Here is a 25525-nt window from a genome sequence, read left to right on the forward strand (position 1 = left end):
TACTACGAAATGGAGGGTTGGCAGATCAAAGGTTTTTAGTATAATCGCCTGAAAATCTTTTGATAACCACAAACCCTTCATTTTCGTGAAAAAACTCTACCTCCTGCTGGTGGCGCTGCTGCCGCTTGTCGCAATGGCACAATGTCCCACCGATCTGCAGATCAGTGATCAGGCTGCCCTGGATAATTTTGTTACGAATAATCCGGGTTGTGTGAACCTGCCGGGGAATCTCGTCATTGAAGGTGCTGATATCGTCAATCTTACCTCCCTGAGCACACTCACAAGCGTAGGAGGTAGCATCACGATCCGCAACAATCCATTGCTTACAACACTGACGGGCCTCGGGAATATTATTTCGGTTAATGCTTCGGTAAAAATATATAGTAATCCGTCCTTGGAGAGCCTTGCCGGGCTTGAAGGCCTCACTGCGGTACCGGGTAGCCTTATCATCGATACCAATGCCGTGCTGAAAGATCTCGCAGGGATCAAAAACATTCTTTCCGTAACCGATTCGCTGGTTGTAGCGCTGAGCGATTCGTTGAAGTCGATCAGCGACCTCACAGTTACTTCGGTTGGTTCTGTCGTGGAAATATATGATAATCCGGCACTGGAAAGCCTGGCAGGCCTGGAAGGCCTAACCACCGTGCCGGGCGACCTGATCATCGACGGAAATATCGCGCTGAAAGACCTGGCCGGGATCGGGAACATCGTTTCGGTAGGTGGCTCGCTTATTATCGGGACGACGGATTCGCTCAGATCAATCAGCGATCTTGCGATTGTCTCGGTCGACAGTTCGGTGCGAATTGGGTATAATACCAATCTTGTTTCGCTTGCAGGACTGGAAAACATTACGCAGATCAATGGCGACCTGGAAATTACGAATAACCTTTCGATCAAGGATTTAACAGGATTGGCAGGGCTTACGTCGATAGGAGGCAGCGCTTATTTCGATTTCAACGACAGCCTCGTGACTCTCCAGGGCATTAACCAGTTGACGTCCATTGGTGAAGAGCTTTTCCTGGAATATAATTTGTTGCTCGAAAATTTGGGTGGACTTGAACAGTTGACTTCTATTGGCAGCCATCTCACCATTGCCGATACCGACAGCCTGACCGATATTTCGGCATTGAGTAGTCTGTCTTCGGTAGGTGGCGGGTTTTATTTATTCGGAAATCTGGCGCTTACCAGTTTGAACGGTTTGCAGGGCGTTCCCTCTTTCGGCAACGAAATGGTGATCACCCTAAACCCTGCGCTGGAAAGCCTTGATGGACTGGACGGCCTGACATCCGTCGGAAATCTCGGGGTACAGATTGTTCTCAACTTTTCGTTGAAAAACCTGGATGCATTATCCTCACTTACAACGATAGATGGCGACCTGATGCTGTTGTACAATTTTGCATTAGCCAACCTTTCCGGCCTGAGTAACCTGCAAGCGCTTGGCCCACAGGGGACCCTGACGATCGTTGCGAATGACTCGTTGGTTGATTTGCAGGGACTAAATGGCCTTACCACCGTCGATAGGTTATTTATAGAGATGAACCTCGGTTTGAAGTCCTTGTCGGGACTCGATAACTTAGTGACGATAACGGATTCTGCGTCAATATCTTATAATGATAGCCTGGCGAACCTGAATGGCCTGGCCGCACTGCAAAGCATTGGTGCTGGTTTGCTGATGACCGAAGATTCGCTACTTACGAGTCTGGACGGTTTAAATAGCCTCCATACCATTGGCGGCACGATTACCATCGCCGATAATGCAGTGCTGGAAACCTGCGCAACAGCGAAATTCTGCGCCATTCTTAAAACCAAAACGGTCGATGAGGTGCTGATTGAGGATAATCTCGGAGACTGTGAGACACGGGAAATGGTAGACCTCGCTTGCATACAGCTCCCGGTCACCTTAATATCCTTCTCAGCAAAGAAAGAAGGACGGGCTGTACTGCTCGAATGGTCGACGAGCGCAGAGACGAATAGTGATTATTTTGAGATACAACAAAGCGATGCAAGCGGAAAGGTGTGGGTTGCTATTGGTAAAAAGATGGCTGCGGGTGAAAGCGTCGTCGTGAAACCCTACACTTTTGTCCATTCCAACCCGCTGAAAGGCACTAATCTGTACCGCCTTAAAATGGTCGATTTCGCCGCCGGCGGCAGGGATGGGGCTTTCGCTTTCAGCAATATCCAGGTGGTAAGGTTTGATGATCTGCCGGAGCTTGAAATTTATCCCAACCCGGTTTCTGTTAGCCTGATCGTCCGTCCGCTGAATGGCACTATTCGTGAAATAAAATTATTCAATGCGGCCGGCAAGTGTGTCATGGTCAGATCGTTGAATGGCGTGTCTCAACCTGATTCTACGATGGTCCACACGGGTGATCTGCCGGGCGGAATGTACGTGGCAAAAGTCGCCTATGCGGATGGAGTCGTGCATACGGAAAGGTTTGTCAAGAAATAAGTGCTTACCGGATCGCCAGCTTTTTGACCACGCTCCGGCCGTTAATGTTCACTTTCAGGAAATAAATGCCGGTTGCAAGCTGGGTCGGAAGAAATGCGGCGGGCGTCTGGCTGATCGTCATTTTCCGTGTGTCCAAAATCCGTCCCGAAACGTCGGTGAGTGTCAGCCCGGCGATCTGGGTCGTTTGTCCGGCCGTCCGGATCTGCATTTGGCTTGCCGATGAGGGGTTTGGGATAATTTCGATTTGAAGCAAAATATCCGGCTCGGCAGCCAGAATAGGATCGCGCAGTGCTACGGAGACGATCGGGGAGTAGACGATCCGTCCGTCCAGGGCGGTTACGGCAAGCCGATAATAATAGGTACCGGCCGGCAGCGTACGGGCTTGCTCGTCGGCGAAAACATATGCCCGGGATTGCTGCGAGTTTGTAGCGCCTGAGACTTTACCTATTTCCGTAAAATTGCTGCCGTCGGTAGAGCGTTGTACAGCATAATGCGATAGTTCGGCTTCCGTTTCACTGGACCATTTGATGGTAACCAAATTCTGTGCGTCTGCATCAGCCGACAAACTTGTCAATTTTGCAGGCTCAGGTTTGGGCACTTTGACGTGAAAAACGTCTTGCACGCAATTCTTATCATCTTTCACAATATAGTCGGTACTCTGCGCAGGCTGAACTGTAATGGTCTGTGTTTTCGAACCATTACTCCACACATAGTCGCCTACAAATGACGCTTTCAGCTCGATGGACTGGTCGAGGGCTATTTCGTGTGTTGTTTCCTTGTTTACGTCCTTTTCCATCGTAAACCGGTCCCGGATGACGCCGTCGGTTCCTATCCATTTAAGATCCAGCCGGTTGCCTTCCACTTCAAGCACTAGCCCGCCGCCGTGCTGAGCGTCGGAATGATACATGGCCTTATGGGGGAAATCCGGTTTGGGGTTGCCCAGCTGCCCGCTCGATCCCGCCACGACGTATACCGTACCACGGCTTTGCGGGGTATTTTTGATGTATGGGCATGAATTGTCCGAGCCGTCGTAGCGTGCCGAGGAGCCGTCGATGACGTGTTTTGCCGGGTCGAACGTGTTGGCGTATCCGTAATGCCCGCCCATGAGGCGCGAGCGCTCGTAGACATGGCTGTGCCCGCAGAGGATCAGGTCTACACCGAGCCTTTCGAGTATTCGGATGAAATTCTGGCGAATGGCCGTCATTTCAGGATCGCCGTCCGATTCCCGGGAACCTTTCGAATAGGGAGGATGATGCCAGTATGCAACTACCCAGTCTTTGTTTTTGTTGGCGGCAAGGTCTTTCTTGATCCATTGTACCTGCCTGCCAAGCGTGTCGTAAAGCCTGGTGGAATTGTCTTCCCTGCCATAGGAATCCAGCGACAGGAAGTGCACATTGCCATAATCGAATGAGTAAAAGGCTTCCGTACCGGATGGCTCTCCACCAGCTTCGCCTTTGGTGGGCATCGTGAAAATATCGTAATAAGGGATCTGATGGTCATTTTGCCGGGCCGGATTATCGTTGTCGTAATCGTGGTTGCCCGGGCTTGGGAACAGGGGATTTTTTTTGAGGAAGTTTTCTTTGTAATGGGCAAAGAAATTGGATTGGTACTCGGCATCGCGTCCAAAAGAATAGGCATTGTCGCCCAGTAAGAGCCACGCATTCATGTAATTCTGCCCCAGATATTCGCTGATTCTCGCCCGTACTTCGTCCTGTATGACAGCATGGGTACCGCAGTCGCCCAGCACGCCAAAACGATATTTACCTGGTTTTCCCGCAACGGCGGTGGTCTGGAAATAGTTATCGTCGCCTGCCTGCAATACCTGGCTTTGCGAACCGATCGAATAGTAATAGCGGGTTTCTGCCTGCAGTCCGGTGACGTTAACCTCATGTTCCGTCGTCGGGGCATTGTCTGTAAAAGCCATGTCGAGTGACTGCGGGCTGCTTCCGATTTTAACCACCGAAGCGGCAGGCTGATCGGTGCGCCACCGGATCACCATGCTTGTGGGCGTCGCCACCTGCAAATATGGCCCGCGAAGGAGCGCGGCCTGCCCGTGGGCCACGATAAATGAAACGGATAGGAGGAAGGTGAGTAAAAAATGTTTCATAGACGGTCGGTAAGTGCTTTTAAAAAGGCGATAATATCGGATTTCTCCTGGTCTGTCATATTTAACGGCACTGCCGAAAGGGTCTGCCCGGGAACTTTCAGGCCAAGGCCGGCGCCTCCTCCTTTGTCGTAAAATTCCATCACTTTTTCGAGCGTTCCGAACGCACCATTATGCATGTAGGGGGCCGTCACGGCCGTATTACGGACCGTTGGAGTCTTGAAAGCGCCAAGGAAATAGGGGGTAGGGCGGCTTTCGAAGCGACCTTTGTCGGCGTCGGCCTTGGAGTGCTGCCAGTCGTCCGTGTTGGTAGTGCCGAGTATTTCAAACTCTGTGAGCGCATAGGTAGGAGGGATCAGTCCATTGAAAAGCGGCGCAAAATGGCAGGTACCGCATTGTGCTTTGCCCATAAACAGGTTGAATCCGTTGACCTGGTTATCGGTTAAGGCCGTTTTGTCACCCGCCATGTACCGGTCGAAATCGGAACTAAACGGCTGTAATGTACGGACAAAAGCAGCAATGGACTTGTATATGATCGTGTCATTCAATGACTTGCGGTGAACTCCTGTCTTTCTGATCAGCCTGCGGTACTGCCTTTCCCCGGCGAGCTTTCGTATCGTTTCGGCAGGCTTGCCATTCATTTCAAGGGTATCGTGGATCACAGTGCGAATCTGCTCTTCGAGCGTTCTTGCGCGCCCGTCCCAGAATTGTGCGTGCTGCAAGGACCCATACAACAGCGATGGTGCATTCCGCCTCGCCGCCTGGCCGGGGTGGATGCCGATGCTTTTCGGCAAACCATCGGTAAAATGTAATGTGGGGTTATGGCAGGAGGCGCAGCTCCGGGTTCCGTTCGAGGATAGGCGCGTTTCGGAAAACAGTTTTTTGCCCAGCTCGGCCAGGGCAGCTTCATTATTGGTGGCTTCGCCAAAAGCGGCCCGGTTAAAAGCATCCGGACTGAAAATGTTTTTGGCCTTATAATTTAACACTCCTTTCACATTGATCTCCAGACCCATTTCGTTGATCATCCGGCCGAGCTTTTCCTGCAGGGGTAATGCATGATTCGTCAGGAAATAGAGCCGGTCGAAGCTATCGAAGCCGTCGGTTTTGGCCAATAAAACCTCGCAGGACACAAAATACTTCCAGACAATATCATCGCCTGACTTTTTTAGGTACGGATCGAGCGCCTTTTCGATCGCTTGTAATGACACCAGCGCTTCCTCTATCCCGCTTTTGAGAAGTGGCGCATCGAAACCGGTGATACTGAGCGTTATAACCCTGATCAGTTCAATGCGGGCTGCTTCCAGGACCTGTGCATCGGTTGCCTTGAAATGATACAGCAACGCCGGAAGATCATCGGCGGCTGTTTCGAGAAACCGACACTGCCGGAGCATTTCGGCTTTGTTCCGGCCGGGGTCTTCGAAAAGCAGCGCTTCCAGGTATTGAAATCCGGCAGGTTCGGAATATTCAAGGTGCGGTTCTTCGATCTCGGTCTTCGGAGGCCGGTTGTAAATGCGTGACGAGGTGAAAAAGAAATACTCAAGAAAGAAGGCTATCCGCTTGTAGGCCAGGCGGGCTTCTTTTAGTTTTTGCTTCGAATATGCGATGCTTTCAGCATTCGTCGTGTCTATTTTTTCGATGGCAGCCCTCATCTCCCTGACCTGCACCGCAAACACTTTCGCATTGGTGCGGAACTGGTCGGTACAGTTTTGTACGCCGATATCCTCCTGCCGCGATGCGGCTAGGAGGGCTGTCAGCGCAAAACACAGTGTAAGGGCCTTCCACATGCGGGACGAGGGTTTGGGAAACAATCGCAAGATAGCGAACAGGTGGCAAATCATGAATAAACGTTAACTTGCCGGTCCTGACCCAATTTTTAGCATTGCCATGCACGGTTCATTTCCCCGGCTCGACATCGGCCCGCTTTCCGAATACCGCGAAGACCACATTATGATCGCCCGGTTTTCGGATTACATGCACGAGCATCAGAGTCTTGTTTTCCCGCACCGCCACAGCTTTTACCACCTGGTACTTTTTACCGAAGGCACGGGCCGGCATACCATTGATTTTCATCATTTTCTAGCCTCGCCTTATCAGATTTATTTTATGATTCCCGGGCAGGTGCATACATGGGATTTCAATGAGAAGATGGAAGGGTATGTGGTCAATTTTTCCGATTCATTCTTTCAATCCTTCCTGCTTCAACCCGAATACCTCGATTCGTTTTCATTCCTGGATCAGGATAGCAGCAACAATGTCCTGATGCTCTCCGAGGGCATTCGCGAGCGTATTTGCGGGTTATTTGAAGAGTTGCTTAACCAGAATGCACGGACGAGTGCCTGGCGGGATGATATGGTGCGGGTTCTGCTCCTGCAAATCTTTCTGATCATCGAACAGAGCGATTCTGTCGATAGAAAAAAGAATGCGGGGAAAGGGAAGAACGCGACGGTGCGGAATTTCATCCGCCTGATTGATAAGCACTACGACCGCGTGCGGCTGCCCGGACAATACGCCGAAATGCTCAACGTAACGCCCAATCACCTGAACGCGTTATGTAAGGAGCATCTGGGGATACAGGCAGGTGAGCTAATCCGTAACCGGATCGTTCTCGAGGCAAAGAGACTGCTGATCAATCTGGACTTGACCGTCTCGGAAATTGCCTACAAGCTTAATTTTAACGACAATTCTTATTTCACCAAGTTCTTCCGGAAAGAAACCGGTATGACGCCGGAAGATTTCCGGAAGAGCCCGGCATTGTAAACTTGCTATGATGCCCTTTCCTCGGACGACACCGGCTTGATGAACAAGGCAAGCCAGGCTCGGCGCGCCATGCGGTAAAAAAGAGGTGTGAGTATCACCAGGATCGGGATGATGCTTACCAGGAAATAGTCGAGGTATTCTCTGAAAAAGTTGACAAAAATCAGGAAGTAAATCACCATAAACGCTACATACAATGCGTAGCTGACGTACAATGCACCCTGGTAAAAACCCGGTTCCGGTACGAAGTCGGCGCCGCAGTGCGGACAATGCCGGTTCATTTTATCAAATTTCCTGAGGTTATAGGCGCTTTTAGTAATGAAAAAGTCACCTTCACCACATTGAGGGCATTTGTTAAATAAGATGCTGTATATTTTACTGGGCTTTGCCATGATCTTACTGTTTTAAACTCCCTACAAATGTCCCCCAAAAGCGTCTCAAAAGGAAAGACTGATTCCTGCTTTTGTGGTACAAATCAACGATTGGTAATAAATACTATACCAGCGCGTTGATGAAACCGGCCATTTGCAGGATATCGAATACGTGGTCGATGGGCAGGTGGGTAAGGGCGTAATGGGGCATGAAGGGCATCTGGGCAGTGTCTGGATTTTGCACGACGACCGTGCCGCCAGCGCGTTTGACGGCCGTGAGCCCATGGGTACCATCCTCATTGGCACCCGAAAGCAGTATGGCTACAAGTCCCGGCCCGTAGACCTCGGCAGCAGATTCGAATGTGACGTCGATACTGGGTCTGCTGAAATTGATTTTTTCGGAGTAATCCAGTGAAAAACTCCGGTCGCGTTCAATGAGCAAGTGATAATCGGCCGGAGCGAGGTAGATCGTGCCAGGTGTAATGGGATCCTTGTCTTCCACTTCATGGGTCGGGTTCAGCGTTTTGGAACCCAGCAGCCCCGATAGCGAAGAGTCGGCCGAATTGCGCCTGTGCAGCACCAGGGCCATCGGAAACGGCAGGTCCGCCCGCAGCAAAGGAAGTAATTTGAACAGCACTTCCAGGCTACCCGCCGAACCTCCGATCAGAAGGAACTCACAAGTATGGTTCAAATGATTTTCTTCCATATTTTTTCCCGGTTCAGTTGCTTGAACTTGTTTTGTACAGCCGAGAATTTCAATGTCTCCTTGGTTCCCAGAGCCAGGTAACCCAGTGTTCCAAGGCTCGAATCGAAGAGTTTTAGCACCCTATCCTGCAACTCCTTATCAAAGTATATCAGTACGTTGCGGCACAGGATCAGGTCGAACTCGTTGAAAGAGCTATCGGAGACCAGGTTATGGGTCGAGATGATGATCTTTTCCGACAGTTCGCTATCAAATTTAGCCTGGCCATATTGCGCCGTGTAATAGCTTGAAAAATCCCTTGTACCTCCCGAGCTGATGTAGCTTTCGGAATACTGCTTCATCAACGCGAGAGGAAATATACCTTTTCTTACCTTTTCCAGGACACTCGGGTTAAGGTCGGTCGCATAAAGCAGCGAGCGCCGCAGCAGGTTGGCTTCTTTGAGCAGTATCGCCAGCGAATACACCTCTTCGCCGGTCGAACAGCCCGCGTGCCAGATCCTTATAAACGGCTTCGTGCCCAGCACGGGAAGCACGTCCTCACGCAGCGATTTGTAAAAGCCGGGGTCACGGAACATCTCGGTCACATTCACCGTCACTTCCTCGACAAACCTTTTGAGATAAGAAGGGTCGTTGCGAAGACGGTAACGCAGTTCTGCGAAACTGGGAAATTTATCCAGCGAACACAGCCGTATGATCCGGCGTTTCAACGAAGCGCGCGAATACCGGGTGAAATCGTATCCGTAAAGATCGAACAGGTCATTCAGCAAAAGGTCGATATCTTCATCTTCCGTCATGGGATCAGATGCTGTTAAGCAACTTTAAAAGCTTGTCGACATCGATCGGTTTGGAAATGTAATCGTCAGCACCGGCTGCCAGGCACTTTTCGCGGTCGCCCATCATAGCTTGCGCAGTGACGGCGATCACCGGCAATCGCTGCCTGTGATCAAGCTCTTTCATCAGCGGAATGGCCTCGTAACCATCCATTTCCGGCATCATCATATCTATCAGCACCGCATCTACGGGATGGTCTGTCCGCAGGATGTCCAGCGCCTCGGTTGCACCGGCACATGCAATGCAGTCGAAGCCCTTGGATCTCAGGGTTGCTTTGAGGGCGAAGATGTTGCGGGCATCGTCGTCGACAATCATGATCTTTTTCTTTTCCATTGCGAGGGTCAGGACTTTTCGTAGAGCCATACGCGGAGCAACGACATCAGCTGGTCGATATCCACCGGTTTGGTAATATAATCAGAAGCGCCCGCATTGATGCATTTTTCGCGGTCGCCGGTCATGGCTTTGGCTGTTACGGCGATCACCGGCAGGTTGCGCCATTGCGGGTTTTCCCGGATGCGCTTGGCTGTTTCGTAACCGTCCATTTGCGGCATCATCATATCAAGCAGCACGACATCCACATCGGGATTTTCCTGCAATTTTTGCAGTGCCTCTTTACCATCCAGGGCAGTCAGCACATTCATTTTATAATTTTCCAGCGACTTTGAAAGCGAGAAAATATTCCGAACGTCGTCATCGGCTATCAGCACCGTTTTATTGTTCAAAATCTCGCCCAGTCCACCGAGTCTGCGGCCCTGGGCTCCCTGCCTGGAATTTTTCTTGTTTTCTTCCACCACATGCAGAAATAGCGAAACCTCGTCGAGCATCCGCTGGTACGAATGCGCGGTTTTAACGATAATTGAATCCGCATACTGCCGGATACGCAGTTCCTCGGTCATCGAAAGGCTCTTTCCAGTAAAGATAATAATGGGAATATGTTCGAATCCCGGATTCTTTTTGGCCTCTTCCAGCATATCGTATGCCTTTTTGTCGGGAATTCCCATATCCAGGATCACGCAGTCGACCTCATTGCTCGAAAGGGCGTTGATACCGTCGTTGATGTCGCTTTTCAGTTCGGAGTTGATGTCGAATGTACCCAGGTAGTAGGCCAGGGCCTTTGCGTGCATTGAATTATCCTCGACAATCAGCACCTTCTTCGATTTCTTGCTGATCACATATTCGATTTTCCGGAAAATTTCATCCATTTTCTCGATCGCCACCGGCTTATCGATAAAGTCGACCGCACCTTTTTGAAGGCTTTCGTTCTTCATCCGGTGCGACGACATGATGTGTACCGGGATATGCCGGGTTTCCGGATCGTTTTTCAGCTGGTCCATTACATCCCACCCGCTGACGACCGGCAACTGGATATCGAGCAGGATGCCCATCGGCTTGAATGTCCTTGCAAGTTCGAGCCCCTCGTCTCCCCGGACGGCAACAATGCCTTTGTACCCTTGTTTACGGGTATAATCAAGAAGTGATTTGGCAAAAAGTGTATCATCCTCGATGATCAGGATCGTTTTTGAAGCTTCGTCGATAGCCGAGCGGTCGTCGGGGATACTTTCAGGAATGACCGTGCTGACAAAGCGGCCCGGGGCCACCGGCGGTTCGTTTGAAACGGTTTCTCCCTGATAATTCCCGAAAAAATTGGTCGTTTCCGGTTCGGGACTGCCCAAGGAAGCGCCGGTAGGTACGAAGAGGGTGAACTCGCTGCCCTGGCCGACCACGCTCGTAAGTGATATTTCTCCACCCAGCAGCTTGGCCAGCTCGCGGCTGATCGACAGGCCCAGCCCGGTACCGCCGTATTTGCGCTTGGTGGAACCATCGGCCTGCTGGAATGCTTCGAAAATGTGGTGCTGCTTTTCCGGCGCAACGCCGATGCCCGTATCTTTGACGACAAGGCACAGCATTTTGTCATTGCCATCATTGAGCTTGAAGGTAATGTCGACAGAGCCCTGGGCGGTGAATTTCAATGCGTTGGAAATCAAATTTTTAAGAATCTGCTCCATCCGCATTTTATCCGTCTCGATCACCGGGGGAACGCCGCTTGCAACCGTTATAGAGAAATCAAGCCCTTTTTCCCGGGCCACCGGCGCAAACAAAGCTTTCATATCGTCACAAATCTCTTTGATAGAAACCGTAACATAGTCCAGTTCCATTTTCCCGGCTTCGATCTTGGACAGATCAAGGATTTCATCGATCAGGCCGAGCAGGCCATTGCCCGAAGATTGGATGACGGTCGCATATTCGATCTGCTCGCCGGTCAGGTTCTTGTCTTCATTTTCGGCAAGCAACCGGCTCAGCAGAAGGATCGAGTTGAGCGGCGTGCGCAATTCGTGCGACATATTGGCCAAAAATTCGGATTTGTACCGGGTTGTCAGTTCCAGTTCTTCGGCCTTTTTTTGTATTTCAATGTTCTTTTCTTCCAGCAACCCGCTCCGTTCTTCCAGCTCTTCGTTGGTCTGTTGCAGTTCTTCCTGTTGTACCCTCAATTCTTCCTCGGAGGCCTGCAATTTGTGCGACTGCGCTTCCAGCTCCGCATTCAGGTTTTCAAGTTCGTTGTGCTGGGTTTGCAGCTCTTCGGCCTGCGTCTGTGTTTCTTCGAGAAAGTTCTGTAGTTTGACATAGTCCAATGCGGAGTTGATTCCGCTGGCCATCGTTTCCAGGTTCTCTTCAAGGAAACGCATCGTAAGGTCGTCCGGGGTTTTAAGAAATCCGAGCTCGATCACTCCTATGCATTCGTAAGAGTACACCAGGGGAAGGATTGCAAGTGCCGCCGGGCTGGTTTCACCCAGGCTCGATGCTACTTTGAGGTAATCGGCAGGAACATCGTGAACCAGCAGCGGTTTTTTTGTTTCGATCACCTGTCCGCACAAACCCTGTCCGGCTACAATGCTCTGCGGTGCATTTTGCGCGGCAAAGCTGCCCGAGAGGCGGAAATTCCAGTCGGTATCGAGAATGTAGATGGTGCCCAGATGCGCGCCTGCATAGGAAGTAAGCGTGTTGATCAGCTTTGCCGACAGGTTTTTAAGGACACGTTCACCCCGTATAGCGTCGTTGATCTGCACATCACCGGCCTGCAACCAGTTTTGACTACTCAGATCATTGAACGTCTGTTCCAGTGAGCGGGCCATGGCATTCAAAGCCGTAGAAATCCGGCCAAGCTCGTCGTCGGTTTCATCCTGGCTGCGGGCCGTGTAATCGCCTTCGGACACCCGCTGCGTAATCTGTTCGATATGCGCGATCCGACGATTGGTCTGGGCGTATTTTTCTTCATCGAGTTGCTGTTGCGCGATTCGCTTGCCGATATCTGCCCGGATACGCAAATAGGAAGAGATTGTGATCAGGATCGATATCAATGCCGCGGCTATGAGCAGAATAGGTGTGTATTTGATGTAAATCTGCTGCTGCTCTAACCGTTCAGCCAGTCTGGCGCTTTCCTCTTCCTTGATCCGTTCGGAAGCCAGCCTGAGATCGTCCATTATTTTCTTGCCGCGTACCATTTCGCGCAAACGGTCGTCGGTATTGTACAGAAAGTTGGAACTCTTCCTGGCCATATCGATGATGTTCTGCATCTGGCCGAATTTGGCTTCATAGAGCGCTTTTACCTCGCGCAGGGTTTTTTGTTGTATGGGATTATCAGCCGTCAGTTCAACCAGATTATTGTAGCTTTCCGTGGTTTTTTCATAGGCGCCCTCGTAGGGTTCGAGGAATTGCGTCTCACCAGTGATCAGGAACCCGCGTTGGCCGGTTTCTGCATCTTTCATGTGCGAAATGACAGCCTCGGCCTCGATGAGTACTGCATTGGTGTGGTTAACGAGCTCGGAGTTGTTGATCAGCTTCTGCGTGCTGTAATACGAGGCCAGAAGACTGAAAAACAGGAGCAGGATGGAGAAGGAAAAGACGATCTGTAATTGCTGGATGATCGAATTGGAAACTTTCTTCATAAAATGGCGTCAGCTAATGGTCGGTTTTAATGGTTTCCAGCGCTTGTTGCTGTACAAATGGAAGTATTAGAATGAATTCGGAGCCCTGGTTTTCAATGCTTCGGGCCGATATCAGGCCGTTATGTTTGTCCATGATCTTTTTGGCGATCGCCAGTCCGATACCCGTGCCTTCGTAAGCACTGATATTGTTGAGCCGCTGGAAAATAACGAAAATCCGGTCGAGGAACTTCTCGTCGAAGCCGATCCCATTGTCGGCAATAGTGATCCTGCAATAGGGGCCGTCCATGGACACCTCACCGGAAAGCTCTTTACTGTTGACGATTTCATGGCGGATGTCAATGACCGGAGTTACATCGGGCCTGGAGAATTTCAGCGCATTGCTGATCAGGTTCTGGAATACCTGCCGGATCTGGCTGGGAATGGTTTCAAGGATTGGAAGCTGGTCTTTCCGGATGACGGCTTGCCGCTCCCTGATTGTCTCGTCGAAATCTGCGAGCAGTTCGTCCACCAGCGCATTCAGATCGGTAGGCTGGAAATAGGCCGTTACCGACAACCTGGAATAGTCCAGCAAGTCGCTGATAAGCCGCGACATTCGGGCGGAGGAACTAATCGATCTGTTGAGATAGGAAATTGCCTCCTCGTTGCCTGTGAGGTATTTGTCTTTAATTAAATGGCTGAATGTCTGTATTTTACGTAGCGGCTCTTTCAGGTCATGGGACACTACCCAGGCAAATTGCTGCAATTCGTGGTTGGTCGTTTCGAGTTCCGAATTTTTATCGACCAGCTCCTTGGTCCGCAATTCCACTTTGTGTTCCAATAACTCGTTCGCCATCTTTTGCTGGTGTATGTCGGTGAATGTACCTACCCAGCGCACAATGGTCCCGTTTTGCAGAACCGGGATAATTTTAAGCAGAAAATACCTGTATTCGTCAGTACTGAGTTGCCTGAGGCGCGTTTCGCACGAGAATTCCAGGCCATTTCTGAAATGCTGTTCCCAACGAGCGCAGGTATGGTCATCCGGATGTGTCTCCGGAAATGCAACGGCGTCTGCCGAATACTGGAACCAATGCTTGTTTACGTATTCGATTTTGCCATCGGGCCGGATCGTGAATGCGATTTGGGGTAGTGATTCGAGTATGAAACGGAGCTCGTCCATGCGCGCGGCAAGCTCTTCCTGGGCATGTTTGCGGATGTCGATCTCCTGCCGAAGCGATTCCTGAATGGCTTTTAGTTCCTGTTGCTGCTCGAAAAGCCGGTAGAACGTTTTGACTTTCAGCAGCAGAATATCGGGGTCGACAGGTTTAGTAAGGTAATCGATACCGCCTGAGGAATAGCCTTTTGTAATAAATTTTTTCTCTGTATTGACCGCCGAAAGGAAGATAATGGGCGTGTCTTTCGCTTTTCCGAAACCTGCTATGGCCTCGGCTACCTCGAAGCCGTCCATCCCTGGCATTTGCACATCGAGTATAATCACCGAGTAGGTCATATTAAGCACCTTTTTTAATGCTTCTTCACCAGATTCGGCGGTATCTGTCTTGAAATTGTGGAGTTCCAGGATTTTTTTCAGCGGCAGAATATTCTCAGGCCTGTCGTCTACAATAAGGATCATGGTTTCGGGTAAAATGGGCACTGGTTGGCGGCACCGGGGTCTATATACGGTTCGCCTGCTATAACACAAATTTTTAGTGTGTGTAAAAGTGCTGTCGTGCGTGTGAAAAAACAAAATTGGACAAAAAAATTATACCAGTGGATACTTCGCTGGTGCGTCATTCATAATATGCTCTGGGAAAGCGTGAAGTATTCCCAAAGCGATGCCCGCCTAATTACCGCAAAAGTATGGAGCTGCGGGCCTGTGGGGAATTTCTTCCCTGAACTGTTCGGCCCATATTGGCATAATTTTGTATCCATATGTGTGCTACGGCCACTTTCCCGGTAAAGCGCTCATGAAAATTATGCAAGAGCAAGCAATGCAGATGACCGCGGAAAAAGGCAGAATGGACTCAAACAAACTGATATGAAGAAGATTGCCAATAAAAAACTTGTAGATCAATCCCAAGAGAGCCGCGTAAAAGTTTTTCCTGGCGAGCCGTACCCATTGGGGGCGACGTGGGACGGAAAAGGGGTGAATTTTGCGCTGTACTCCGAGAATGCCACAGGTGTGGAATTGTGCCTGTTCGATAGCCCCGATGCTAAAAGTGAACATATTAAGATCCAGATCCGGGAGGTGTCGCACCACGTTTGGCACGCCTATGTTCCCGGATTGAAACCCGGGCAGCTCTACGGCTATCGTGTTCATGGGCCCTACGAGCCTACCGTCGGATTGCGTTTCAACCCCCATAAATTGCTTATCGATCCCTACGCCAAAGCCATTTCCGGCACCGTGCAATGGCACGACGCGCTGTTTGGCTATAACATCGGTGATCTCGAAGAAGATTTAAGTTTCAGCGAGCTGGATAGCGCCCCATACATTCCCAAATCGGTCGTTGTGGACCATTTGTTCGACTGGGAAGGAGTGAAGGCGCCGGAAATCCCGTACCACGATACGATTATCTATGAACTGCATGTCAAAGGGTTTACCTGCCTTCATCCCGACATACCCGAGGAAATCCGTGGCACTTACGCCAGCCTTGCGCACCGGAGCAGTATTGCCTATTTGAAGAAGCTGGGTATCAATGCAGTAGAGCTGATGCCCGTACATCATTTTATATCAGACAGGCATCTTCAGGAGCGGGGCTTGGCCAATTACTGGGGCTATAATTCCATCGGTTTTTTTGCGCCCGATGTTCGTTACAGTAGTTCGGGAGCGCATGGAGAACAGGTGAAGGAATTCAAAAATATGGTGAAGGAGCTCCACAAGGCCGGAATCGAGGTTATTCTCGATGTTGTCTACAACCATACAGGAGAGGGGAGCCACCTGGGGCCGACACTTTCTTTTCGGGGGATCGACAATATGACCTACTACCGCCTGATGGACGGCCGCTATTATATGGACTATACCGGTACAGGCAATACGTTGAACGCCAGGCTCCCTAACGTGCTACGGCTCATCATGGACAGCCTCCGGTACTGGATCACCGAAATGCATGTCGACGGCTTCCGGTTCGACCTGGCCTCTACGCTCGCACGCGAGCTGCATGAGGTCGACCGGCTGAGTGCTTTCTTCGACATTATTCACCAGGACCCCGTGATTTCGCAGGTCAAGCTCATTGCGGAGCCCTGGGACATTGGCGACGATGGTTATCAGGTAGGCAAGTTCCCCATTGGCTGGGCAGAGTGGAATGGCCGTTACCGCGATTGTATGCGCGACTATTGGCGCGGGGCCGACAGTATGCTCGCCGAATTTGCCGAGCGCTTCACGGGCAGTTCTGATTTGTACAAAGGCGAATATCGTTTTCCGACCGCAAGTATCAATTTCGTCACCGCACACGACGGTTTTACATTGAATGATCTTGTTTCGTATAATGACAAGCGTAATGAAGCCAACGGTGAAGAAAACCGCGATGGGGAAAGCCATAATCGTTCCTGGAATTGCGGGGTCGAAGGACCTACCGAAGATGAAGGGGTGATCGAGCTCCGCAACAAGCAGAAACGTAATTTTCTGACCACGCTGTTTCTGTCGCAAGGGGTGCCGATGCTCGTTGCCGGCGACGAATGGGGTCGTACGCAGAATGGCAACAACAACGCCTATTGCCAGGATAATGAGATTTCCTGGCTGAACTGGGACAAAATAGACGGGCAATTACTGACTTTCACGCAAAAGCTGATCGCATTCTGTAAAGCGCATCCTACATTCCGGCGCAAGCACTGGTTTCGCGGCATGCCCATCAAAGGTATCGGCCTGGAAGATATCGCATGGTTTTTGCCGGATGGCCGGGAAATGCCCGACGAAAACTGGAACCATGATTACGCGAAGTCTCTGGGTATTTTCCTGAACGGGAAGGGAATCCGGCATATGGACCCGAAAGGCAACCCTATTTACGACGACAGTTTCTATATGATTTTCAATGCGCATTACGAGCCGGTCGAATACACGCTGCCGCCTGCGAAATATGGTAACGAATGGCGGAAGGTGATCGATACCGCCGATGACTGTGTGAGTGACGACGGTCAGGTGCTCAAACCCGGCGACAGTTTCGCCGTGGAGAGCCGTTCGATTGTAGTATTCAGGCATTCATTGGAAGAACAGAAAATATGAGCTACGACGATCTGATGACCTTGCGGCCGGGTGTTTCGTTCAATGAACAAGGGGAGGCGCAGGTGCTCGTGTGGGCGCCAAAGGCGGAGAGCGTTCAGCTGCAATTCGCTGAGGACGCCAAAATACTGGATTTGGAGCCGCAAGACTATGGTTTCTGGATCTTGCAAACCCGCGCATTGTGGCCTGGCGACCGCTATGGTTTTCTGCTGGATGGTAAGGGACCCTACCCGGATCCCGCAACCTTGTACCAGCCGGAGGGGGTACATGGCCTTTCCGGGGTATTCGACTTGCGCAAATTCAACTGGACCGACCAAAGCTGGAAAAACCTGGCATTGAAGGAATATATTATCTATGAGCTTCATACAGGGACATTTACACCCGAGGGTACGTTTGCAGCCATGGAAGAAAAGCTCGATCACATGGTTGGGTTGGGTGTCAACGCGATCGAGATTATGCCGGTTTCCCAATTTGCTGGCGACCGGAACTGGGGCTACGATGGTGTTTTTCCTTACAGCGTCCAGAACAGCTACGGCGGGCCGGTGGCCGCACCCGAGGCATTGCAGCGTCTGGTTAATGCCTGTCATGAAAAAGGTATCGCTGTGATACTCGACATGGTATATAACCACCTGGGGCCGGAGGGTAATATCCTCGGCAATTTCGGGCACTATTTTACCAATAAATACCATACACCTTGGGGAGATGCGATCAATTTTGACGACGCTTGGTCGGATGCGGTGAGGCACTACTTTGTGCAAAATGCGTTGATGTGGTTCCGGGATTTTCATATTGACGGCTTGCGCCTGGATGCCGTTCATGCAATCAAGGATCTGGGTCCTGTTCATATCTTACAGCAAATCAAGCAGGAAGTGGATGAGCTCTCGCACAAGACGGGCAGAGCGCATTATCTGATCGTCGAAATGGATTTGAATGATACCCGGTTTGTAAAGCCTGTCGAAGCGGGTGGTTATGGAATGGATGCGCAGTGGATCGACGAGTTTCACCACGCGTTGCGTGTGAGCTCGGGTCAGGAACGGAGCGGCTATTATGCCGATTTTAACGGGGTAGCCTCGCTTGCCAAGTCTTTCAGGGACGCTTATGTGTATGACGGCATTTACTCGGAACACCGCAAAAGGAAGTTTGGGATGAAAGCAGAGGGTATTCCGGGGCATCAGTTTATTGTTTTTTCCCAAAACCATGACCATATCGGTAACCGTATGCTAGGTGAACGGACAAGCCGGCTTGTTAGTTTTGAAATGCAAAAGCTGCTGGCGGGTGCGGTTTTCCTCAGCCCTTTTATACCCTTGTTATTTATGGGAGAAGAATGGGCCGAGCCGAATCCTTTCCAGTATTTTGTGAGCCATACCGACGAGGAACTGGCCGAGGCCGTGCGAAAGGGCAGAAAAAGAGAGTTTGCTGCATTCCACCTCGAAGGCGAAGCGCCCGACCCCGTCGCTGTTTCGACATTTGAAAACTCCAAATTGCAATGGGAGCTTATTCACCGGCCCCCGCACCAGACAATGCTGCAATATTACCGGAAATGGATTGCCCTGCGGAAAACGCTGCCGTTATTCCGGGAATGCGATCGGAACGGGCTTTCTGTGGAGGTTTTTCAAGAAAAGGAGTTGATTTACATCCAACGGGTTTGGGGCCGGCAGCATTTGGCGGGCTTTCTCAACTTTTCCAAATCCGCACAGCAAGTGCCGCTACCGTCGGAGCATTTGTCCTGGCATAAGATGATCGCTTCGTCAGACCTGGTGTGGGGCGGACAGCAGGAAATGCCGGATCATGCGGATGCCGGTGCATTGACGGTCGCGCCAGAGTCGGTTGTTGTCTATTCCAATATTATAAATTCCTGATTTTAATCTGCATATCGTGTGGCGCTGTTTCGTCACCACCGAAATAAGGGAGCAGCTTGTAGGCAACGCCCACACCGCCCGAGCAATGGCGTGGCATGACGGTTTCGATACCGCGATAAGTGAATACATAAGAATTGTCGCGGATATCGATCCGGAAGCTGGTCGTTTCGTTGAGTTCGGCAGTGCCCAGCTCGCGTTCCTGCCGAACGCCGTTCACGTATATGTATGCATAGATACGCAATGCACCCTCGCGCCAGTTCCAGCCGAACCGCGCGCTGTTATTCTGGTGCTGCGAGCTGCAATCCGAAAATCCGTACAGCTTGTTAATATCGTTCTGATTTTCAGGTACCGAGGTTTTGTACACGCAACTACTATCAAACACCGCCTGAAAGCGCATTGACGAGGCTGTGAAAGGCGTATTCAGGTTATGGTCTACCTCGTGGTTACCCGCCTTGATATGATAGGTAATGAAATCGTCCCCAAAACTCGGCGTGTTGCCGATCCAATCGCAGGAGACCGCGCCGGTCAGGAGGGTAAGCGCCATCAGATATCGTTTCATCGGTTCTGGTTTAATAGAATGCCTGCCAACCGGCCGGAATCATGGATAGGAACGCTCAATCCGCCTGAAAATTGGATGTGGTCACCCGGTACTGCTACTTTTTTGCGGGTGAGCGGACAGGTCTGGTTGCTTTGGAATGGGGTAAGGGCACAAAAAAACGAAGTCCGGATGTTCGTGCCATGCGGACTTCGTCTCAACTTAGGAACCATTTAATAAGGTGCTACTATTGCTACCTTTGCTGTTTTCCCAGACTGTGATGTTCTTTTTGGTTGCTGGTAATGTGATTACCTTTTACCATTTCTTCTTCACGACGTCTGCTATCCAGATTGTCTTTGTTTTCAGGCCTGTTCCGGACCTGACCTTGCGGTATGGTTCCTGAACTTTGTGACTGCTTCATGACAATTTTTCTAAATGGTTATGTTCTATATTATCTAAATATTATGCCAGAGCCGGTGCCAGGCCATGCCAGAGTTATGGCATTTTACCGCACCAGAAATCGTCAAAACCTTCTCGTACCTTCGTAAAGTTCGTATTCCAGCAGCCTGCAATCGATTTTTCCTGAATAAAACTCGATTCTGCGCTTGGCTTTAAGCCCTATTTTTTTGGCAAGATCCAGGTTTCCGGTAAAGACATATCCGAAATATCCTCCACACTTCTGTTTCATAAAATCACCAATCCGTCCATAAGTTTCTTCAAGTTCGCTGACTTCACCGAGCCGTTCGCCGTACTCGGGGTTTACGAAAAATACGCCTTTGTCATCGGACGGAATTTCAGTATCGGCGAAGTCGCACAGGCCAAACTCGATCATATCCGCCACGCCAGCCGCGATTGCGTTCTTTTTGGCATTGGTAACTGCATTTTGGTCGTGATCAGTGGCGATGATCCTTGCTTTCGGCGCTTCGATGATCTGCGCTTCGAGCTTATCCTGCGCTTTGAAATACACTTCCTCGTCGTATCCGAGCAAATGCATAAACGAATAGTTATCCCTGAAAAGGCCTGGACGGCTGTTGGTGGCGATCAATGCGGCCTCAATTGCCAGCGTGCCCGAGCCGCACATCGGATTCACAAATGCCGAGTTGCGGTCCCACTGACTGGCCAGGATCGTAGCGGAGGCTAGTGATTCAAGCATGGGAGCCTGACCGGGAATCTTGCGGTAACCGTGGCGCGCCACCGTTTCGCCGGATGTATCGATGAAAATCTCCGCCCTGTCGTCCTTCCAGAACAAATGGATAACAGCACCTTTCAACTCGGCGCCTGTCGATGGCCTTGTGCCCTTTTTATCCCGCAGCCTGTCCACGATCGCATCCTTCACGCGCAGGTTCGCGAACATGGTATTGTTTACTGTGGCCGTCATCACATTGCTTGTCACCGAAAAGTAAGCGTTATCAGCAAGAATATCTTCCCACTGCATCTTGGCCAGGAACCTGTATACATCATCCGGATGCTCTGCGCTGAATGTGCCCAGACTGTAAAGCACCTGGCTGGCGCAATACAGGTTTAAATTCAGTTGAACGCAATCGTTCACCGTGCCCCTCAGGCGTACGCCCGTCGCAAAAGTTTCTTCCACCCGGTAGCCAAGCTCTGTCACCTCCTTTTCAAGAAACGGCGCAAGGCGTTTGTAGCAGGTAATGATAATGGGGGCGGGGGTTGTAAATAGAGACATTTTGTTGTTGCTTTAAGCTTTAGGCTATAAGCTATAAGCTGTATGCTGTAAGCTAAGAGCATTTGGCCTACGGCTTACAGCTTAAAGCCTATTGCTTATAGCATCCTGCAAAGCTACCACAATGCAACAAGCCAATCAGTACTCTTCGTTGATTAATTCATGATTGAGCCGGACGCCAGCTACGGTTCCGGTTGCCATGACGCTCGTTAAACCTCTGAGCGTGCCGCTGTTATCGCCCGCTGCGTAAATACCAGCTACTGTCGTTTTTTGAGACTCATCCACTTTGATAAACCCTTGCTGGTTGAGCTCGCAGCCCAGTTGTTCGGGCAAAAGGCAATGCTGCTCGAATGCGGGACGGTGGTAGAGCGCGGCAATGTTACGTGAAGAGCCGTCGGTAAAATGCAACGCCCGCAAATATCCGTTTTCATGATCGAGCGACGTAATGGGCTGTTCCACGATCTCCGCGCCGAATGCCAGCATCTTCTCCCGCGCGACGGCGTCGAAAGTAGCGGGACCATTGGTATAGAGGGTCAGGTCAGCAGTCCAGTTGCGAATCATTTTCAGGTATTCCAATGCCATCTCTCCGTTCATGAGGACGCCTGTGCGCGCATCGCTGTACTCGTAGCCGTGGCAGTACGGGCAATGGATCGCGCTGATGCCCCAGCTTTCCGCGAAGCCCGGTATCTCAGGCATGATATCACGGATACCGGTTGTGAAAATCAGTTTTTTCGCTTCAAACGACTGTCCATCGCTGGTGCCGACTGAGAATGCGCCGTCCTGCCCGGACACGGACGTCACGAGCGCATTATGCAAGCGTACGGTCGGGTAGGCGAGTACCTGCTCACGTGCGAGCGCGGAAATTTCGGCCGGTGTCTTGCCGTCGTGGGTGATCAGGTTGTGCGAATGGGGCGTTTGGCGATTGCAGGGTCTGCCGCTATCGATAATGACGACGTTCCTGTGCGCCCGGCCGAGTGTCATGGCAGCGGATAGTCCGGCGTAGCTGCCGCCGATAATGGCGACATCGAAGTTTGGTTGATCAGTCATAGTTAAATCAGATAAATGTCTCAAATATGAGACATGGTGATATAAATTTTTTTAAATGCCTATTCCCTTGCTAAATGAAAACCACGCAAGCTGCCGGGCCTGTACGCGATCGAGCGACCCTTTTTGCTGCGAGTTAATGAAAACCACCACGACGCTCTGGAAGAAGTTATGGATCCAGTCGACGCTCATGCCCTGATTAATAATACCTTTTGCGAGCAGCACCTGAAGATTACCCCTCCAGAGCTCGAAAGTATGGTCGTATTCGGAGCATTCCTTATTGGCAGCCTGGTGCTTATGATCATGCATTGTGTGTAGTTTATGCAAAAAGGTATTTTTCGAACCGCAATCGAGCCCGGCATAAAACATCGTTTCCAGTCTTTCCAGCGGATTCTCTGACGCGTGGTAAGCATTCGACATTGCGATTGCGCAAGCCTTCCGGATTTCTTTCTGGCATTTGTCCATCAGTTCCTTGCGGTCTTTGAAATACCTGTGTAAAGTCCGCCGCGTAACCTGCGCCTGGTCCGCCACTTTTTCCAGCGGGGCCGAAAGATCCTCGTTAAAGATGAGAATCGCAGCTTCGATAATGCTCTGTTCGGTATCCTTCATGATTTGGCAAAGGTAATAATATGTCTCAGATTTGTGACATTGCTGCATGATAATTTTGGCAAAAAAGCAAAAGAGGCACCCCTTTCGAAGCGCCTCTTTGCTTAAAATCAACAACATACCATCAAATGCCATTCAGCTCGGCTTCGGTGAATGCTTTTTCGCGGCCAGTGAGTTTGGTGCGGATTTTTGTCACTTCTTCGGTGGTTACGCGATCGGCATTGTTACGCCAGGAGCGGCGGATGAAGCTTAGCAGCTGGGCAATATCTTCGTTGGGCATATCCTTGTCGTAACCAATGCCCGGCATGTCGCCGCTTACCTCAGGCGTTTGGTATACATGCCCATTTACTTTTACAGGGCCTGTGAGACCGAAAAGGACGATGGAAATCAATTTATCCTTGTTACCTGTTACCCATTCCGACTGGTTCAACGGCGGTGCGAGCGATTTGACGCCGCCGCCATCGGCGCCGTGACAGGTTTGGCATACGGAAGTAAACAGCGCTTCGCCTTTGGGAAATTCCTTTTTGAGCATTTCAGGGTTGCGGTTACCCTGCGCGCTGCGGACGGCGGTCAAAACACGGGCCAGTTGCTTGTTGATCAGCGCATTCTGGTCGGGTACCGATGCCGAAATAGCTCCCTGGAACAGCTCTTCCTGATCCTGCAAATTGCTGATCACCGCGTCGGCCACATAGCGGTTGTTGGGGTATTTGACGGCCAGCTTGTTAAGCAGTCCGCGAGAAAGGTTCTGGTCAAATTTTTCAATGCTTTTGGAAAGAAGTGCTATGTAGGGTGCTGCGAGGGTGTCTCCTGAATCGACGATGCCGTCAAATGCGGTCGCAAACTGCTGGTAAGTGCTTGGCGTGATTACGGCTGTGGACGCGTAAAGCCCCTGTGAGCGGAAAGGCCAGGCCGTTTGCCGGATCCAGCTCAGTGCCTCTTCGGGTTTCAGCGAGTTCAGTCCTTCGAGCGTCCATAATGCGTGGATGGCCAGCAATGGATCGGCTGTTTGTTTTATGGCCTCACGGAGTGCGGGCACTGTCTGGTTGTATTTCCCGTCGATCAGTTTTTGTTGCGCGCGATCGCGTACCCAGCCGTTGGGGTGCCCGAGCAGTTTCACCAGTTCCTGTGCGCCGTCAGGAATCATCACCGGCTTGGATTGTGAACCTTTGGGAACGATCTTGTAAATACGGCCGGCCGAAAGGGGTTGGGTAAGGTCCCGTTTACCGATCTGATCTTTCAGGTAAGGCGTCAGGTAAGTTTTGTGCTGGATAATGCCGCGGTACATGTCGAGTACGATCATACTGCCGTCGGGAGCATTGTAAAGGCTTACCGGACGAAAACGCTCGTCGGTACTGGCGAGGAACTCCTTGCCTTTGTAAGCAATATCGCCTTTTACAACATAGCCTTTTTCATTAAGGAAATCGCGTTTGATCAGGTTCGCCGAAGGCTCCGGTACAAATGCGTTGAAATCATAGTTCTTTCCAAACAGATCGCCACGGTAAATGACCGGCGCAGCGGCTGCTGTAAACTCATTCAGGCGAAGGCTGTCGTCGAGGACATTCTTCATGTAGCCGCGGTTGACACCCGGAGTAGGGTGCAACGGGTATACTTTGTTATTTGCCACCGACTTTTCGTTGTAGCCGGCCACGCCTCTCTGGTTTTTATTCCATGCTCCAAGGCCGGCCGGGAAGTAATCGCCAAGCAGGTTCTGGGAGTTGTTGTTGTAATAAAGCCGGCCATAGTTGTCCTGGCAAATCCCCCATTGTCCGCGGAAATGGGTATGCTCGATCACCCACTTGCCACCCACATGGCGGTAGCGTTTGTCGGATTTCGCATTGTAGATCCAGTTGTCCATCGCGCGGAGCAAACCATTTGGCTGGTGCTCCACATTGCCGCCTTCGGTGTATTTGGGATCGACGAGTGTCTTTTTGACGACCCGGTCATTTTTCAGTTCATAAAACCAAAGGTTGGTGGGCTCTGCCACCAGGATGCCGTTTTCGATCAGGCAAATCGCGCGTGGGAGCACGAGCGAGTCGATCACCACTTTGCGGTCGTCGTAAACGCCGTCTTTATTTTTATCATCGAGGATCACGATGTTACCATTGCGAATATCCTCGCCGGTGCCGACGGTGTCGGGCATGTAGCCTACCATTTCTACGACCCACATTCTGGCTTTGTCGTCAAACTGCATGGCCACAGGCGCGCTGACGAGCGGCTCGGCAGCAATAAGTTTTACCTCAAATCCATCTTCGATCACCATTTTGCCAATGGTTTCAGAAGCCGGTATAAAAGGCGATTTGCCGGTTGCCTGAGTGGGTTTCTCCTCTTTTGCGACGGTTGTGGCAGTAGAGGCAGTTTGCTGGCTGGTTTGTTTATTGGTTTTACAATACACCAATAAAAACGAAACCGCCAGGATAAAAAGAGGATAACGGTACTTCTTCATCAGAAT

At 50.8% G+C, this 25525-nt stretch carries 18 protein-coding genes; 4 read left to right on the forward strand and 14 right to left on the reverse strand.

Going from position 1 to position 25525, the window contains the following annotated elements:
• The first annotated feature begins 85 nt into the window (after positions 1 to 85).
• Entirely contained in the window at positions 86 to 2449 is a 2364-nt protein-coding gene (locus AAHB90_RS14745) for a T9SS type A sorting domain-containing protein (protein WP_342085973.1), read from the forward strand.
• Positions 2450 to 2453: 4 nt separating this feature from the next.
• Here AAHB90_RS14745 and AAHB90_RS14750 read toward each other — a convergent pair whose 3' ends face one another.
• Together AAHB90_RS14750 and AAHB90_RS14755 are read right to left on the reverse strand one after the other, a co-directional pair.
• The gene (locus AAHB90_RS14750) at positions 2454 to 4556 is read right to left on the reverse strand and encodes a metallophosphoesterase (protein ID WP_342085974.1); all 2103 of its coding nucleotides are present in this window, start codon (positions 4554 to 4556) and stop codon (positions 2454 to 2456) included.
• Entirely contained in the window at positions 4553 to 6337 is a 1785-nt protein-coding gene (locus AAHB90_RS14755; protein ID WP_342085975.1) for a cytochrome-c peroxidase, read from the reverse strand. The genes AAHB90_RS14750 and AAHB90_RS14755 overlap by 4 nt, the downstream gene beginning before the upstream one ends.
• A gap of 100 nt (positions 6338 to 6437) precedes the next feature.
• Here AAHB90_RS14755 and AAHB90_RS14760 point away from each other — a divergent pair, with 100 nt between their 5' ends.
• Complete coding sequence (locus AAHB90_RS14760) at positions 6438 to 7310, forward strand: AraC family transcriptional regulator (RefSeq protein WP_342085976.1); 873 nt, start codon at positions 6438 to 6440, stop codon at positions 7308 to 7310.
• Between the two features lie 5 nt (positions 7311 to 7315).
• Here the strand turns inward: AAHB90_RS14760 and AAHB90_RS14765 are convergent, their stop codons facing one another.
• The 6 genes from AAHB90_RS14765 to AAHB90_RS14790 form a co-directional block, all read right to left on the reverse strand.
• Complete coding sequence (locus AAHB90_RS14765) at positions 7316 to 7699, reverse strand: DUF983 domain-containing protein (protein WP_342085977.1); 384 nt, start codon at positions 7697 to 7699, stop codon at positions 7316 to 7318.
• A 103-nt stretch (positions 7700 to 7802) separates the two neighbouring features.
• Positions 7803 to 8384 carry a chemotaxis protein CheB gene (locus AAHB90_RS14770; RefSeq protein ID WP_342085978.1) on the reverse strand — a complete coding sequence of 194 codons (582 nt, stop codon included), beginning with the start codon at positions 8382 to 8384 and terminating at the stop codon, positions 7803 to 7805.
• Complete coding sequence (locus tag AAHB90_RS14775; RefSeq protein WP_342085979.1) at positions 8366 to 9175, reverse strand: CheR family methyltransferase; 810 nt, start codon at positions 9173 to 9175, stop codon at positions 8366 to 8368. Before AAHB90_RS14775 ends, AAHB90_RS14770 begins: the two co-directional genes overlap by 19 nt.
• A 4-nt stretch (positions 9176 to 9179) precedes the next feature.
• Positions 9180 to 9545, reverse strand: coding sequence for a response regulator (locus tag AAHB90_RS14780; RefSeq protein ID WP_342085980.1), 366 nt, complete (start codon positions 9543 to 9545; stop codon positions 9180 to 9182).
• Between the two features lie 8 nt (positions 9546 to 9553).
• Positions 9554 to 13156 (reverse strand): response regulator, encoded by a 3603-nt coding sequence (locus AAHB90_RS14785; RefSeq protein WP_342085981.1) that lies wholly within the window; start codon positions 13154 to 13156, stop codon positions 9554 to 9556.
• A gap of 13 nt (positions 13157 to 13169) precedes the next feature.
• Positions 13170 to 14765: a hybrid sensor histidine kinase/response regulator gene (locus tag AAHB90_RS14790; RefSeq protein ID WP_342085982.1), complete on the reverse strand. Its 1596-nt coding sequence runs from the start codon at positions 14763 to 14765 to the stop codon at positions 13170 to 13172.
• A 405-nt stretch (positions 14766 to 15170) separates the two neighbouring features.
• On the opposite strand from AAHB90_RS14790, the gene glgX reads away from it, so the two are divergent.
• Both glgX and treZ read left to right on the forward strand, forming a co-directional pair.
• Positions 15171 to 17351 (forward strand): glycogen debranching protein GlgX, encoded by a 2181-nt coding sequence (glgX, locus tag AAHB90_RS14795; protein ID WP_342085983.1) that lies wholly within the window; start codon positions 15171 to 15173, stop codon positions 17349 to 17351.
• Complete coding sequence (treZ, locus tag AAHB90_RS14800) at positions 17348 to 19207, forward strand: malto-oligosyltrehalose trehalohydrolase (RefSeq protein WP_342085984.1); 1860 nt, start codon at positions 17348 to 17350, stop codon at positions 19205 to 19207. The genes glgX and treZ overlap by 4 nt, the downstream gene beginning before the upstream one ends.
• Here the strand turns inward: treZ and AAHB90_RS14805 are convergent.
• The 6 genes from AAHB90_RS14805 to AAHB90_RS14830 form a co-directional block, all read right to left on the reverse strand.
• The gene (locus tag AAHB90_RS14805) at positions 19194 to 19766 is read right to left on the reverse strand and encodes a hypothetical protein (RefSeq protein ID WP_342085985.1); all 573 of its coding nucleotides are present in this window, start codon (positions 19764 to 19766) and stop codon (positions 19194 to 19196) included. The genes treZ and AAHB90_RS14805 overlap by 14 nt on opposite strands.
• A 229-nt stretch (positions 19767 to 19995) precedes the next feature.
• Positions 19996 to 20163 carry a hypothetical protein gene (locus AAHB90_RS14810; RefSeq protein WP_342085986.1) on the reverse strand — a complete coding sequence of 56 codons (168 nt, stop codon included), beginning with the start codon at positions 20161 to 20163 and terminating at the stop codon, positions 19996 to 19998.
• A 102-nt stretch (positions 20164 to 20265) separates the two neighbouring features.
• Positions 20266 to 21429, reverse strand: coding sequence for a THUMP domain-containing class I SAM-dependent RNA methyltransferase (locus AAHB90_RS14815; RefSeq protein WP_342085987.1), 1164 nt, complete (start codon positions 21427 to 21429; stop codon positions 20266 to 20268).
• Between the two features lie 135 nt (positions 21430 to 21564).
• Positions 21565 to 22473, reverse strand: a complete 909-nt coding sequence (locus tag AAHB90_RS14820; protein ID WP_342085988.1) for an NAD(P)/FAD-dependent oxidoreductase — start codon at positions 22471 to 22473, stop codon at positions 21565 to 21567.
• A gap of 51 nt (positions 22474 to 22524) precedes the next feature.
• Positions 22525 to 23079 carry a TetR/AcrR family transcriptional regulator gene (locus AAHB90_RS14825; protein ID WP_342085989.1) on the reverse strand — a complete coding sequence of 185 codons (555 nt, stop codon included), beginning with the start codon at positions 23077 to 23079 and terminating at the stop codon, positions 22525 to 22527.
• 121 nt (positions 23080 to 23200) lie between these two features.
• A complete protein-coding gene (locus AAHB90_RS14830) occupies positions 23201 to 25519 on the reverse strand; it encodes a DUF7133 domain-containing protein (protein ID WP_342085990.1) in 2319 nt (772 codons plus the stop codon).
• Positions 25520 to 25525: the final 6 nt, after the last annotated feature.

The sequence above is a fragment of the Dyadobacter sp. OTU695 genome, from assembly GCF_038440355.1.
GTDB lineage: Bacteria > Bacteroidota > Bacteroidia > Cytophagales > Spirosomataceae > Dyadobacter.